The following is a 13,495-nucleotide window of genomic DNA, read 5'->3' as shown; positions in this document are numbered from 1 at the left end:
GGGCGGCGCTGTCGTCTATTGGAACGTTTGCGGCACCAATTATCAAATTTTTGACCAAGACCTCGGGCAGCATCTGCACCGTCAGCTCACTGCCTTTCCCTTCTGCAGTGGCGCCTTCAGCCGGCTATTGCCTGCCTTGTGCCGGCCAATGTCAAAAACAACAATGAGGATTCCCGATGATCGTCTCCAAGGCCCGCAGCCTGCTGTGCGCGCTGCTTGCGCTGAGCAGCGCCAGTCTCTGCGCCCAGGACTGGACCCATTACGACCGTGACCCAGGCTTCAAGCCGGCCACCTTGCCTAACGGCGCGGTCAGCAACATCAGCGCCTGGCAGAAGGTCCATTCGCACCTGCGTGTCGGCGAAGGCGTCGAGGCCAAGGCCGTGCCGGTGACCAAGAACACCTGGGTGATCACCGGCTACTTCTACGGCCCGGTGATCGTCGAGACCGACAGCGGCCTGCTGGTGTTCTCCTCGGGGGAAAACACCGACGACGGCACCAAGTTCCGCCAGATCATCCGCGAGCAGATCAGCAAGAAGCCGATCATTGCGCTGTTCTACGACCACGCCCACTACGCCAAGGGCGCCACCACACTGCTCGATGGCGACAAGGCAATGATCGTCGCGCACCCGAACTCCAACCGCATCCTGGCGGACTCCGGCTCGCTGGCTAACCCCTATATCCCGGAGCTGCTGCCGACCCTCGACGGGCGCGCCGCGATCCACTTCGGCAGTCATCACCCGGCCAGTGGCCCAGACGCGAAAATGGCCGGCGCCTCGCTGCAGCTCGGCCGCCAGAGCGGCTGGATGCCGGCGACCAAGACCCTCGCCGATGGCGAGACCATGAGCGTCGGCGGCGTGACCATCCAGGCCTTCCATGCCATCACCGATACCGAGGATTCGCTGACCTTCTGGCTGCCGGATCGCAAGCTGGTGATCGACAACGTGCTTTGGCCGATCGTGCCCAACCTCTACACCCTGCGTGGCGACCGCTACCGCGATCCGCAGGACTGGATGAAGGCGCTGCGCAAGATTCGCGACCTCAAGCCGGAAGTGGAAATCTGCGTGGGCGGCGGTTCGCTGGCGCTGGTCGGCCAGGACAAGATTCTCGAAGCGAGCAACGCACTGCTCGATTCGGTGGCCTTCATCTATGACCAGTCGATTCGCCTGACCAACCAGGGCGTGCCGGCGGACGAGCTGGGCAACCGCATCCACATGCCGGACTCGCTGCTCAAGCATCCCTATGTCAACGAGCTGTATGGCCAATTCGAGACCTGGCCGGAAGCGGTCGCGCAGCGCAGCCATGGCTGGTTCTCCGGCTACGCGGAAGACATCCACAACCTGCCGCGCAAGGTCTACGCGGAGAACTTCATCAAGCTCGCCGGCGGCGCCGACAAGGTGCAGCAGGCCTACAACGAGGCAATGGGCAAGGGCGAATACCTGTGGGCCAAGGACCTCGCCAGCGAGCTGTACTACAGCGCCCGCGACAACGCGCAGTACCGCGAGAACCTCGCCACCGTGTTCCGCAAGCTCGGCCAGTACAGCCCGGGCTCGATCGTGCGCAACTTCTACACCGCGGCTGCGATGAGCCTGGAAGGCAATCAGGAGTTCAGCCTGGGCATCGTGCAGCCGGCCACCTGGGTCAAGCATGACCTCAAGCGTGCGGTCAGCGCCCTGCGTACCCGCATCAACCCGGAGCAGGCCAAGGGCCTGGAAGGTGTACTGAGCCTGGATATCGACGGCCAGGTTTCGGCCCTGCACATTCGCAATTCGGTGGCGGAGTTCGTCGCGGAGCCGGCCACGCACTACCGCGCCAGCGATGCGACGATCAAGGTCGACAGCGATACTTTCACCGCCTATTTCCGCGGTGAACTGTCCGCCAGCGAGCTGCTGGCCAAGGCCACCAGCAGCGGCAACAGCGCGCAGTTGCTGGGTCTGTTCGACGCCTACAAGCAGCAGCAGATGTACCCGACCACCGATCTGTAAACACCGGAATGTCCGCTGCGGCCTGCCGGCTGCAGCGGGTATCGACTGACAGGAGTTGATTGCGATGACTGCAGCGCTAGACGTATCGGCCGTGCGCCACGTTCAGGCTCGCGGCCTGCGGTTTCGGGTCTTCGAGCAAGGGCAGGGCACGCCGGTGCTCCTGCTCCACGGCTTCCCGGATTCGCTGGAAACCTGGGCCCAGGTGGCGCCCGTCCTGCGTGACGCCGGCTACCGAGTGGTCGCCTTCGACCAGCGCGGTTTTGCCGGCAGCGATGCGCCGGCGGGCACCGCCAGCTACCGAATGCAGGAACTCGTCGACGACGTGCCGGCGCTGCTCGATGCCCTGGGTATCCACGAGCCGGTGCATGTCATGGGCCACGACTGGGGCTCGATGGTCGCCTGGGGCGTAGCCCTGGCCCATCCTGCACGGGTCCGGGCGCTGGTGACGATCTCCGTCGGCCACCCGCAGAGTTACGGGCGCGCAGGGCTGGAGCAGAAGCTGGGCAAGGGGCTGTATGTGCTGTGGTTTCAGCTGCGCAGGGTGGCTGAGAGCTACTTGCTGCGCGCCGGCGGGATGCAACGCTGGCTGGGCGGTGGCCGCGACGCGCAGGAAGTGGTCGCGCAGATGCAGCGCCCGGGGCGGCTAACCGCCGCATTGAACTGGTACCGCGCCAACCTGCTGCCGATCCTATTCCGCCGCTGGCCGCGCTGCCAGCGGCCGACCTTGGGTATCTGGAGCAGCGAGGACGCCTACTTGGCCGAAGGCCAGATGCGCGATTCGCAGCGCTATGTCGATGCGCCCTGGGCCTACCAGCGCATCGAGGCGTGCGGTCATTGGGTGCAGCTGGAGCAACCGCAGCGCCTGGCCGAGCTGGCCATCGACTGGTTCCGCCAACACCCGGGGCGCTGAGCGACGCGACACGGCCGCCGGCTATTCTGGCTAGCGGATGCGCCTTCACCCCCTTTCGCCTGGGAAGCCGATGACTGCCCTGATCAAAGCCACCTCGCTCACCGGCTATGCGCAACTGGTTCGCGAGCTGGGCGGCGATCCGGATGAACTGCTGCGCCGCTTCAACATCGATCCGCGTTCGGTGGATAGCCACTCGGCGGTGATTCCCTACCGGGCGCTGATCAGTCTGCTGGAGAGTTCCGCCGAACAGCTCAATTGCGCGGATTTCGGCCTGCAGCTGGCGGCGCGGCAGAACATGATGATCCTCGGCCCGCTGGCGGTGATCGCGCAGAACTCGCGCAGCGTCGGCGACGCCCTGCAGGAGACCGCCAAGTACCTGCACGTCTACAGTCCGGGAATCCTTCTGGAACTGGACAGCCAGAGCGATCCGGCGCATCCGCACCTGCGCCTGGAGATTCGTCTGCCGGCGGTACACCGCCAGCGGCAGATCATGGAGCTGTCCCTGGGGGTCACCCACAAGACTCTGCAGATGCTCTACGGCAGCGGTTTCCGCCCCGACGCCGTGCTATTTCGCAACACTTCGCCACTGGCGCAGACACGCTATCAGCGCTTCTTCGGCGCGCCGGCGCATTTCGGCCAGGCCTGCAACGCGCTGGTCTTGCGCCCTGAGCACCTGAGCAAACTCATCGACCAGCAGAACGTGCAACTGCATGACGCGCTGGTGGACTTCGTCAGCAGCGCCAGTGCCGGCAATCCGCTGGATTTCTGCAACCAGGTCGAGCAACTGATCATGCGTCTGCTGCCGACCCAGCGCTGCACGCTGCCGCTGATTGCCGAGCGCCTCGGCGTTCACGAACGCGCGCTGCAGCGGCGCCTGGGCGAGCAGGGCCTGCTGTTCGAGGACCTGGTCGACAACACCCGGCGCGAACTGGCCGATCGTTATCTGGTCGAGGCCAAGATGCCGATGGCGCAGGTCGCCGGGTTGTTGGGTTATGGCGAGCAGAGCTCGTTCAATCGCGCCTGCAAGCGCTGGCACGCGGTGTCGCCACGGGCGCGGCGCAAGCAGTTGGCGAAGGAGGGTGGCTGAAGGGCTTCAGTGACAGGCGTAGCCGCCGTCCACCACCAGTTCGGTGCCGGTCACGTAGCGCGCATCGTCGCTGGCCAGGTACACCACCGCACCCGCCACTTCATCAGCCGTGCCCAGGCGTTTGAAGGGGATTTCCTGCATCAGGCGGCTCTGGAACTCCAGCGCATCAGCTTCACCAACGTGCTGCATGGCGCCAGCCACCAGCGGCGTTTCGATGTAGCCCGGATGCAGGCTGTTGACGCGGATCGGGTAGCCCTTGGCCGCACAGTGCAGGGCCACCGACTTGGACAGGAAGCGCACGCCGGCTTTCGAGGCGCTGTAGGCCAGGGCCATGGGCTCGCCGCACAGGGCGGTGATCGACGACATGTTGATGATCGAGCCGCCGTTGGCCTTCATCAGCGGCAGCGCGGTCTGGCAGCCGAGGAACACGCTGCGCAGGTTGACGTCCAGGGTGCGGTCGAAGCTGGCCAGCGAGCATTGCTCGATGTCGCCAGGCAGCACGATGCCGGCGTTGTTGACCAGGATGTCCAGGCGGCCTTCGCGGCTGCGCACGAGCTCGATTACCCGCTGCCAGTCCGCTTCGCGGGTCACGTCGTGCACCGCGAACTCGACGTCGAGGTTGTGGCCGCGCAGCTCGGTCTCGGCTTGCCGGCCGCCTGCTTCGTTGATGTCGGTGAAGTAGACCTTGGCGCCTTCCACCGCGAGGCGGCGGGTGAAGGCCAGGCCCATGCCGGAAGCACCACCGGTGACCAGCGCGATCTTGTTCTGCAGACGCATTGTTTCGCTCTCCTGGATTGCCGTGCGTTAGGCGACGGCTGATGTCCCGACGAATCCTGCAACTGCCGCCAGCGGCGTGCTTGGCATTTGCGACCGTTTTTTTGTCATTCGCTGCCAGCTCCGGGCGCGGGGCGGTTTGTCAGCAAATGCCAAAGCGGTGGGCGCAAAAGCCAATTCCGTGTGCGCGCGGCGGCTCACTATCGCCAGCACGCCGTCGCCTGAGCCGCCGGCAGCGACCGTCCGAGCCACCCCGCCTGAGGAATCCCATGAAAGCTGCAATGGTCATCGACAAGAAAGTCAGCGTCGCCGATATCCCCGAGCCGGTTCCGGCCGCCAACGAACTGCTGGTGCGCTCGCTGGTGTGCGGCATCTGCGGCAGCGACCTGCACTGCGCACATTTCGCCCAGGAAATGGCCGACACCGCGCAGCGCGCCGTGGGCATGGCGCTGCTCGATCCGCAGCAGCCCATCTCCCTCGGCCACGAGTTCTGCGCCGAAGTGCTGGAGCCGGTGAAAGGCGACCCCAGCTTCAAGACCGGCGATCGCATCGTGGCGCTGCCGTTTCTGCTGCGCGACAGCGGCCTGGCCTTCGTCGGCACCGGCCCGGCGCACGTACCGGGCGGCTTCGCCGAGCGCCTGACCGTGGACAACCGCCTGTCCTTCGTGGTGCCCAACGGCCTGAGCAACGAGCTGGCCGCTCTGACCGAGCCGATGGCGGTGGCCCTGCACGCCGTCAACCAGGCCAATGTGTCGGTGCGCGACGTGCCGCTGGTTATCGGTTGCGGGCCAATCGGCCTGGCGATCATCGCGGTATTGAAGATGCGTGGCCTGCAGCCGATCGTCGCCGCCGACTTCTCCGCCGCACGCCGCGAACAGGCACGCCAGCTGGGTGCCGACCTGGTCGTCGACCCGCGCGAGCAGTCGCCGTACCAAACCTGGGAGGAGGCCGCGCGCACCGACGACAGCACGCTGTTCGGCGCCATCTCGCCGCTGCTCGGCGGCGCCGGTCGCCGCCCCTCGGTGATCTTCGAGTGCGTCGGCGTGCCCGGCATGATCCAGGAAGTGATGACCGGCGCGCCCTACGGCGCACGCATCATGGTGGTCGGCCTGTGCATGGAGCCGGACCGCATCGAGCCGGCGTCGCCGATCCTCAAGGAGCTCAACGTCGGCTTCGCGAGCTTCTACAGCCCGCAGGAGTTCGCCCAGACGCTGCGCCACCTGGCCGAAGGCGAGCTCGACGTCGGCGCGATGATCACCGCCAACCTGCCGTTGGCGCAGATCGGCGAGGCCTTCGAGCAACTGGCCAAGCCGCAGGACCAGATCAAGATCCTGATTCGCCCCGGCGCCTGAGCCGCACAACACCCTGCGCGCCTTGGAGAGGGCGGGCAGGGCGCCGTGGAAGGAAATGACAAATCGCTGTCAGCTAATGCCAATTTTCCCGGCGGATTTACTCCGAGAATCGATCCCGAATTCGCTTCGCCCTACAACAACAGCAGCCGACGCTGCGCCTGTCGTTCAGACACTCACGAGGAAACCGAAATGGCCCTGCCTGATGCTTTCACCCACCAGGACGAACTGCTGACCATCAGCACCAACGCGAACCCCTTCCTCAAGGGTTTGCTGCACCCCGGCATCAACGTCGCGCCGCTGTTTCTCGACCCCTACAACGGCGTCTGGGTGCTGCGCGTCAAGTTCGCTCCGGGCGTGACCCTGCCGCTGCACTTCCACACCGGCACCGTGCACTTCTACACAATGTCCGGCTGCTGGTACTACAGCGAGTACCCGGACCAGAAGCAGACCGCCGGTTGCTACCTGTACGAGCCAGGCGGCTCGGTGCACCAGCTGAACACCCCGGCGGACAACACCGAAGACACCGACACCTTCATGATCGTCTCCGGCGCCAACGTGAACTTCAGCGCCGAGGGCGAGTACCTCAACATGATGGATGCCTCGCTGATCAAGAGCTGGGTCGATGAAGCCATCGACAAGCAGGAAGGGGCCCAGGACGTGCGCTACATCCATACGCCGATCCCGACCTACACCCAGGCCAAGCGCAACAAGTAAGCGCCTCGACAGCGCGCGAGGGCAGGGCGGAGCTTTCCGTCAGCGGCCTCGCGCGCTTTCGCGCATCAGTCGATTTCTTGCAAGGCGGCGACCGCAGCGGGTGCCTCCTTGAGATCGATGACTACCTTTTCGATTTCGCCAGTGAAGCGGAACGGCACCGTGTAGTCCTGCACGATCGGAGTGCCGGAGTCCTCACCGATGTCCAGCGTCTCGTCCAGCGAGACGCGAGTCGGAATGGTGCGTTCGATGCGGCCTTCGGCCGCCTTCTTGCCATCCACGGTCAGGGTCGCTACACCGCCCTTACCAACGCCGCCACCGTCATAGGCGAAGTCGAGGACGATCTTGTGCTTGCCGGCCGCCAGCTTGTCCGGCGCCTGCACGCGGTACTTGTGTTCCGGGTAGTGCGACAACGCGTAGGCATAGGTGAGCTTGCCATCCAGCAGCATCAGCGCATTGCCACCAAACCAGCCGCCCTGGGTCATGATGATCCCGTTGCCGCCACCCTGGGGCACGCTCACGTCTGCGGTAATGCTGAAGGATTTATTCTTCATGTCCGCGGCCATCGACTCGGTGATGCGCGTGGTGTGGTCGAAATAGACGAACTGGGTACGCCCCTTGTTGGGCTGTGGGCGATTCTGCGGGTCGACACGCTCGATGTAGCGGTCATCCAACGGGAAGACCTTGTTCTTCTCGGCTTCCGAAGCAAACAGCTTGCGCATTTCGGCGAGTTTCTGCGGATTCTCGGCGGCCAGGTTCTTCGACTGGGTGAAGTCTTCCCGCAGGTTGTACAACTCCCATTGGTAGTCGTTGAACGGATCGGGGTTGCTCTCGCCGCGGCCCTGCCACGGCAGCCGCTTGGGCGTAGTGTTGGCGATCCAGCCGTCGTGGTAGATGGCCTGGTTGGCGATGACCTCGAAGTACTGCGTGTCATGCCGCTCCTTGGCGTTTGGATCGTTCAGCGCATAGAGCAGACTCACGCCATTCATCGGTACCTGTTTGAAGCCGTTGATGGTTTCCGGCGCTGGGATGTTGGTGGCCTCGAGGATGGTCGGCACGATGTCGGTGATATGGGTGAACTGGCTGCGGATGCTGCCAGGGTCCTTGACGTGGCCGGGCCAGGAAACGGCCATGCCGGTGCGGCTGCCGCCCAAGTGCGAAGCGATCTTCTTGTCCCACTGGAACGGCGTGTTCATGGCATGCGCCCAGCCATGCGAATAGTGGTTCTGGAACCACATGGTGCCGAACTTATCGATGTTCTCGAGCATGTATTCGGGACGATCCTGGATGCCATTGCCAAGGGTCGCCAACTCGCTGGTCATGCCGATACCACTCGGGTCCTCGGCGCTGGAACCGTTGTCGCCCATGATGTAGATCACCAGGGTGTTGTTGGCTTCGCCCATCTGCTCGATGGCGTCCAGCACCCGGCCGACTTGATAGTCGGCATGCGCCAGCGCCCCGGCATACACCTCCATCTCGCGGGCGGTGACGCGCTGCATTTCCGGCGTCAGGTCAGCCCAGCGTTTGTATCCCTCAGGCGTCGGGTTGAGCACGGCGTCCTTGGGAATGATGCCTAGCTGCTTTTGCCGCTCGAAGGTCGCTTCGCGCAGCTTGTCCCAGCCCATGTCGAACTTGCCCTTGAACTTGTCGACCCATTCCTTCGGCGCATGGTGCGGAGCGTGCGCTGTACCCGGCGAGTAATAGGCGAAGAACGGCTTGCTCGGCCAAACCGACTTCTGTGTATGCATCCAGCGGATGGCGTGGTCGGCCATGTCCGCATCGAAGTGGTAGGTGTCTTCGTGGCCCAGGTAAGGATCAATCGGGGTGATGTTCTCGTACACCGCGGGGCGGAACTGGTGGGCGTCAGCGCCGAGGAAACCATAGAAGTACTGGAAGCCCAGGCCGGTCGGCCACAGGTTGTACGGCCCGGCGGGCGAGTTCTGCCAATCGGGCACGTTGTGGTTCTTGCCGAACCAGGACGTCCCGTAGCCGTTGTCGGTGAGAATCTCGCCAATGGTGCCGACGCTCCGCGATACCAGGCTGTGGTAACCGGGGAAGGGCGTGGAGAACTCCATGATGATGCCGGTGGACGCCACATGGTGATTGCGCCCGGTAATCAGCGCTGCACGTGAAGGGGAGCAGACTGCCGCCGTGTGGAAGCTGTTGAAGCGCACCCCGGCCTTGGCGATGCGGTCCAGGGCGGGCGTCGGAATCGCTCCGCCAAAGGACTCCGTGGCGCCGAAGCCGACGTCATCCATCAGCACCACCAGGACGTTGGGTGCACCGTCGGGCGCCTGGATTTCCTTGGGCCAGTCGATCTTGTCCGAAGCGCCGACTGAGGAAGAGAGCTTGCCCACCTGCTGGTAAGGCTCGATCGGCAGATGGCGCCGGTCGGGCCAATCCTCGGCGCTTGCACTGCTCACCGCACCGAACCCGCCGAGCAATCCCATGAAGCCGATTACAGCCGACAAGCGCTGAACCCTGTTGCGAGTCGTGCATTCCAAGTGGGCCATTCTCTGTTCCTCCGCCAGAAGCGAGGCGATGCGCAGGGCATCCCGAAAAATTCAGCTTAGTTAAGGAACTTCGCCGCACATTGCCGCTGGGCGGCTGGCTACTGGCAGCGCCAAAGGCGCTACTCCGGCGCAGCAGCGCGGCCTTTGGCCATTCAAGACTGCCGCCCAGTGCCGTGCACGAACTAGAAACTGCGCTTCAATCAAGCTATTGGCGCTCGCTGCCGCATTCCTCCAGAGAGCGCACAGGTAGTCCGATAAGGGCTCATCAACTCCTCAACCGGTACGCGGGCCATGCGCAAAACCACCTATGCGTTACCGCTGGTGCTCAGCTTGCTGTCGGATGCGGCCCTGGCCGCCGATCCGCTGAAAATCCAGGAAAAGGCCAATGGTGTACTGGCCCTGATGTCCTACTCGATCCTCCCCGACCTGGCCTCCAGTTCGCTGCAGATCAGCGCCAGCGAGCTCGACAACCCGAGCATCGTGATGACCCAGTTCGGCGGCGGGGCGACGATGAGCAAGGACTTTCCCCTGTACCTCGAAGGCGCCGCGGCCTACAGCCGCTACGACCCGCGCTTCGTGGTCACCGAAGGCACCGAGACGCGCCGGCTACCGGTGAAATGGACCTCGGTGTCGGCCACCGGCGGGGTCGGTTGGGACTTCCCGCTGAGCGACGAGGTGGTACTGCGGCCGATCGGCAACGTGGCGCTCGGCTACATCACCAGCGATGCCAACGCGGCGCGCTTCCTGGTCAGCCGCTTGCTCGACCGCGACATCGAGTTTCTCGACAACGGCCACATGACCGCGGCAGGGCTGGGCGGCTCGCTGATGCTCGATTGGGAACAGGTGCGGCCCGAGCACGAGATCGACGTTGAACTGCGCTACAGCTACATCCACCTGCAGAGCGTCGGCGGCGACGAGATCGTCGACGGCCAGGCGGACGCGGAAACCCTCAGCCTGTGGTCGCGCTGGCGGGCGCCGACCGGGGTGGTAATGCTGCAGCGGCCGTTGCGCTACGTGCTGGAATTTTCTCTTTCGGAGTACCTCGGCGATCAACGCGGAGTGCTCGGTTTTGACCGTCTGGCGACCTTCGGAGTGGGCTTCGAGCTCGATTCCAGCGCCTACGACGTGTTTATCACGCGCACCCGGCTGGTACTGCGGCATGTGGTCGGCGACCACGTGTCGGGGATGTCGCTGGGCTTGGCGATGAGTTTCTGAGGCCGACGTATTCGTCGGTATTGCGGCTAGGGCGTATGGGGAAACTTATGGAGCGTATGAAAAGCGTGGCCGGAGTGTGCGCGGTATTGCTGTGGTCGCTGTGCGGCATGGCCTGGGCGGATGACCCCGCGCTGCCGGCTGCGGAACTGACGGCTCAGGAGGAAGCGGAAGTCGACGCCATGGTGTTGCCTGTTCCGCCGGCCTGGATCGGCGATTTCGACGGCATGAAGGAGCGCCGTCTGGTACGCGTGCTGGTGCCGTACAGCCGCACCTTCTTCGTGGTCAACCAAGGCCGTCAGCAGGGCATCAGCTACGAGCTGGGCAAGGCGCTGGAGGCGTGGCTCAACAAAAACCATCCCTACGAACGCAAGTCGTTCCAGTGGCGGGTGATGTTCATTCCGGTCGCGCGCAACGAGCTGCTGCCCAAACTGCTGGAGGGCATGGGCGACATCGCGGCCGGCGGCCTGACCGTCACCGAGGGGCGCCAGCAGACCGTGGATTTCGCCGCGCCGTTCGCCGATGACGTTAGGGAATCGGTGATTACCGGCAAGCACAGCAAGCCGCTGAGCAAGCTCGAGGACCTGTCCGGGCGCGAGGTCACGGTGCGCGCGTCAAGCAGCTACTTCGAGCATCTGATCAACCTGAACAAGACCTTCAAGGAGAAGGGCCTGGCGCCCATCGACGTGAAACCGGCGGACGAGAACCTCGAGTCGGAGGACCTGCTGGAAATGGTCAACGCCGGGTTGCTCGAGACCACGGTGGTCGATCGCTACATCGCCGAGGCGTGGAGCAAGCTGTACACCGACCTGAAGATCCATGACGAGTTCTACCTCCATCAGGGCGCCCAGTTCGCCTGGGCGATCCGCAAGAGCAGCCCGCTGCTGAAGTCCGAGCTGGCTGCCTTCGTCAAGACGCACAGGACCGGCACGGTGTTCGGCAACTCGCTGCGCAACAAGTACGTGAAGAACAGCAAGCGCGTGCTCAACGCCACCTCGGAAGCGGAAATGAAGAAGTTTCGCGAAATGGTCGGGCTGTTCGAGCGGCACGCCGGCACCTACAACTTCGACCATCTGATGCTCATGGCCCAGGGCTTCCAGGAGTCGCAGCTCAATCAGAGTGCGCGCAGCCATCGGGGCGCGGTCGGGGTGATGCAGCTGCTGCCGAGCACCGCAGCCGACAAGTCCGTCGCAATCCAGGGCATCGACAAGAGCGCCGACCGCAACATCGAAGCCGGCACCAAGTACATGCGCCTGCTCGCCGACAAGTACCTCAACGACCCGGAACTGACCCCGCTCAACAAGACGCTGATGACCTTCGCTGCCTACAACGCCGGGCCGGGCAATCTGCGCAAATTCCGCCGTTTGGCGGAGAAGTCCGGGCTGGACCCGAACGTCTGGTTCGACAACGTCGAGCATTCCGCCGCACGCATCGTCGGGCGCGAGACGGTCGACTACGTGGGCAACATCTACAAGTACTACGTGGCCTACAAGCTGACCGAGGAAAAGAACCGCCAACGCGCTGCCAGTCAGCAGGCGTCGGCAGCCGCCGGAAGCGGGGCGGGGCAGAACTAGGCTGCCGATCGCCCCAACCAGGCGCGCCGATTGGATGCCGGCGCGCCGAGCTTCGCGCCCCCATTTCGCTGTCGCACCGGTCGCCACCCGATTTGGGTGGAAGTTTGCCGGGCGGCGGCCCTGCTAGCTTGCCAGCAATTTTCCCGCCGCCGATTCCGGTCGGCGGCCAATCTGCCGTGGGCGACCGTTCGCCCCGCGGGCCTCGCTCTACGGGTCTCCCAGTGGGCCCGACGAAGAACAAGGAACTCCCATGCTTTCTGGTATCAAGATCGTCGAAATTTGCGGCATCGGCCCCGGTCCGTTCTGCGCCATGCATCTGGCTGACCTGGGCGCCGATGTCATCGCCGTCGAACGTGGCGAATCCACCTCGATCACCGGCGCGGCGAATGCGGCGAAGAACCCGATGAACCGGGGCAAGCGTTCGGTGGTGGCCGACCTGAAGACCCCCGAAGGCCGCGAAACCGTGCTCAAGCTGATCGAGAATGCCGACGCGCTCATCGAAGGCATGCGTCCGGGCGTAATGGAGCGCCTCGGCCTGGGCCCGGACGTGCTGCTGGCCCGCAACCCGAAGCTGGTGTTCGGCCGTATGACCGGCTGGGGCCAGCACGGCCCGATGGCCAACGCCGCCGGCCACGACAACAACTACGCCTCGCTGTCCGGCGCGATGTACCACAGCGGCACCGCCGGTGAAGCGCCGTCCGCGCCGATCACCCTGCTCGGCGACATCGCCGGTGGCGCGCTGTACCTGACCATTGGCCTGCTATCTGGCATTCTCAATGCGCGCAGCACCGGCAAAGGCACGGTGGTTGATGCGGCAATTGTCGACGGCTCGGCGCACTCCATGGGCCTGATGCTGACCCTGGCCAGCCGCGGTCTGCTCAGCGAGCAACGCGGCAAAAGCGTCCACGACGGTTCGCATTTCTATGCCACCTATCGCTGCGCGGACGACCACTACATCTCGCTGGGTTCGATGGAGCCGCAGTTCTACGCACTGCTGCTGCAGAAACTCGAGCTGCAGGACGATCCGCGTTTCGCCAAACAGTGGGACATGAAGCGCTGGCCCGAGCTGCGCGCGGCGTTCGCCGAGGTGTTCGCCAGCCGCACCCGCTCCGAGTGGTGCGCACTGCTGGAAGGTACCGATGTGTGCTTCGCACCGGTGCTCAGCCAGCGTGAAGCGGCGCAGCACCCGCATCTGGTCGAGCGCGGCGTGTACTTCGAGCGCGATGGCATGCTGCAGGCTTCTCCCGCACCGCGTTTCGACGGTCAGCGCGTCACTCCGGGCGAGGTGCCGAGCCGTGGCGCGCACACCGAGCAGGTGATGGCGGGCCTGGAAGGTAACGGCGCCGTCTGGCGCGATTGATCCAGGCGCCCGCTAACCGC

At 64.6% G+C, this 13,495-nt stretch carries 10 protein-coding genes; 8 read left to right on the top strand and 2 right to left on the bottom strand.

The genetic code is table 11. From position 1 onward, the window contains the following. Positions 1-176: 176 nt before the first annotated feature. From JQX08_RS14140 to JQX08_RS14130, 3 genes are all read left to right on the top strand, one after another. Entirely contained in the window at positions 177-1,982 is a 1,806-nt protein-coding gene (locus JQX08_RS14140; RefSeq protein WP_205349039.1) for an alkyl sulfatase dimerization domain-containing protein, read from the top strand. A 64-nt stretch (positions 1,983-2,046) separates the two neighbouring features. Then, on the top strand, positions 2,047-2,892 hold the full coding sequence (locus JQX08_RS14135) for an alpha/beta fold hydrolase (protein ID WP_205349038.1): 846 nt from the start codon (positions 2,047-2,049) through the stop codon (positions 2,890-2,892). Between the two features lie 70 nt (positions 2,893-2,962). Then, positions 2,963-3,979 carry an AraC family transcriptional regulator gene (locus JQX08_RS14130; protein ID WP_205349037.1) on the top strand — a complete coding sequence of 339 codons (1,017 nt, stop codon included), beginning with the start codon at positions 2,963-2,965 and terminating at the stop codon, positions 3,977-3,979. Positions 3,980-3,985: 6 nt separating this feature from the next. Here the strand turns inward: JQX08_RS14130 and JQX08_RS14125 are convergent, their stop codons facing one another. After that, the gene (locus JQX08_RS14125) at positions 3,986-4,756 is read right to left on the bottom strand and encodes a glucose 1-dehydrogenase (RefSeq protein WP_205349036.1); all 771 of its coding nucleotides are present in this window, start codon (positions 4,754-4,756) and stop codon (positions 3,986-3,988) included. Between the two features lie 266 nt (positions 4,757-5,022). Between JQX08_RS14125 and JQX08_RS14120 the strand changes: the two genes are divergently transcribed. Both JQX08_RS14120 and JQX08_RS14115 read left to right on the top strand, forming a co-directional pair. Beyond that, the gene (locus tag JQX08_RS14120; protein ID WP_205349035.1) at positions 5,023-6,105 is read left to right on the top strand and encodes a zinc-binding dehydrogenase; all 1,083 of its coding nucleotides are present in this window, start codon (positions 5,023-5,025) and stop codon (positions 6,103-6,105) included. A 189-nt stretch (positions 6,106-6,294) separates the two neighbouring features. Further along, a complete protein-coding gene (locus JQX08_RS14115) occupies positions 6,295-6,819 on the top strand; it encodes a 2,4'-dihydroxyacetophenone dioxygenase family protein (RefSeq protein WP_205349034.1) in 525 nt (174 codons plus the stop codon). Positions 6,820-6,884: 65 nt separating this feature from the next. Here the strand turns inward: JQX08_RS14115 and JQX08_RS14110 are convergent, their stop codons facing one another. Continuing rightward, positions 6,885-9,287, bottom strand: coding sequence for an arylsulfatase (locus JQX08_RS14110; protein ID WP_205349033.1), 2,403 nt, complete (start codon positions 9,285-9,287; stop codon positions 6,885-6,887). A 333-nt stretch (positions 9,288-9,620) separates the two neighbouring features. Between JQX08_RS14110 and JQX08_RS14105 the strand changes: the two genes are divergently transcribed. From JQX08_RS14105 to JQX08_RS14095, 3 genes are all read left to right on the top strand, one after another. Then, the gene (locus JQX08_RS14105; protein WP_205349032.1) at positions 9,621-10,544 is read left to right on the top strand and encodes an autotransporter domain-containing protein; all 924 of its coding nucleotides are present in this window, start codon (positions 9,621-9,623) and stop codon (positions 10,542-10,544) included. A 47-nt stretch (positions 10,545-10,591) separates the two neighbouring features. Then, positions 10,592-12,115, top strand: coding sequence for an MltF family protein (locus JQX08_RS14100; protein ID WP_205349031.1), 1,524 nt, complete (start codon positions 10,592-10,594; stop codon positions 12,113-12,115). Between the two features lie 250 nt (positions 12,116-12,365). Beyond that, on the top strand, positions 12,366-13,475 hold the full coding sequence (locus tag JQX08_RS14095; RefSeq protein ID WP_205349030.1) for a CaiB/BaiF CoA transferase family protein: 1,110 nt from the start codon (positions 12,366-12,368) through the stop codon (positions 13,473-13,475). The last annotated feature ends 20 nt before the right edge of the window (positions 13,476-13,495 follow it).

The sequence above is a fragment of the Zestomonas insulae genome (assembly GCF_016901015.1).
GTDB classification, from domain to species: Bacteria; Pseudomonadota; Gammaproteobacteria; order Pseudomonadales; family Pseudomonadaceae; genus Aquipseudomonas; species Aquipseudomonas insulae.
This window is presented reverse-complemented; position numbering and strand designations above follow the sequence as displayed.

Excerpts from the sequence above, each read along its gene's own strand:
- JQX08_RS14140 (WP_205349039.1), top strand. The coding sequence starts at position 177 with ATGATCGTCTCCAAGGCCCGCAGCCTGCTGTGCGCGCTGCTTGCGCTG.
- JQX08_RS14105 (WP_205349032.1), top strand. The coding sequence starts at position 9,621 with ATGCGCAAAACCACCTATGCGTTACCGCTGGTGCTCAGCTTGCTGTCG.
- JQX08_RS14095 (WP_205349030.1), top strand. The coding sequence starts at position 12,366 with ATGCTTTCTGGTATCAAGATCGTCGAAATTTGCGGCATCGGCCCCGGT.
- JQX08_RS14120 (WP_205349035.1), top strand. The coding sequence starts at position 5,023 with ATGAAAGCTGCAATGGTCATCGACAAGAAAGTCAGCGTCGCCGATATC.
- JQX08_RS14135 (WP_205349038.1), top strand. The coding sequence starts at position 2,047 with ATGACTGCAGCGCTAGACGTATCGGCCGTGCGCCACGTTCAGGCTCGC.
- JQX08_RS14125 (WP_205349036.1), bottom strand. The coding sequence starts at position 4,756 with ATGCGTCTGCAGAACAAGATCGCGCTGGTCACCGGTGGTGCTTCCGGC.
- JQX08_RS14115 (WP_205349034.1), top strand. The coding sequence starts at position 6,295 with ATGGCCCTGCCTGATGCTTTCACCCACCAGGACGAACTGCTGACCATC.
- JQX08_RS14100 (WP_205349031.1), top strand. The coding sequence starts at position 10,592 with ATGGAGCGTATGAAAAGCGTGGCCGGAGTGTGCGCGGTATTGCTGTGG.
- JQX08_RS14130 (WP_205349037.1), top strand. The coding sequence starts at position 2,963 with ATGACTGCCCTGATCAAAGCCACCTCGCTCACCGGCTATGCGCAACTG.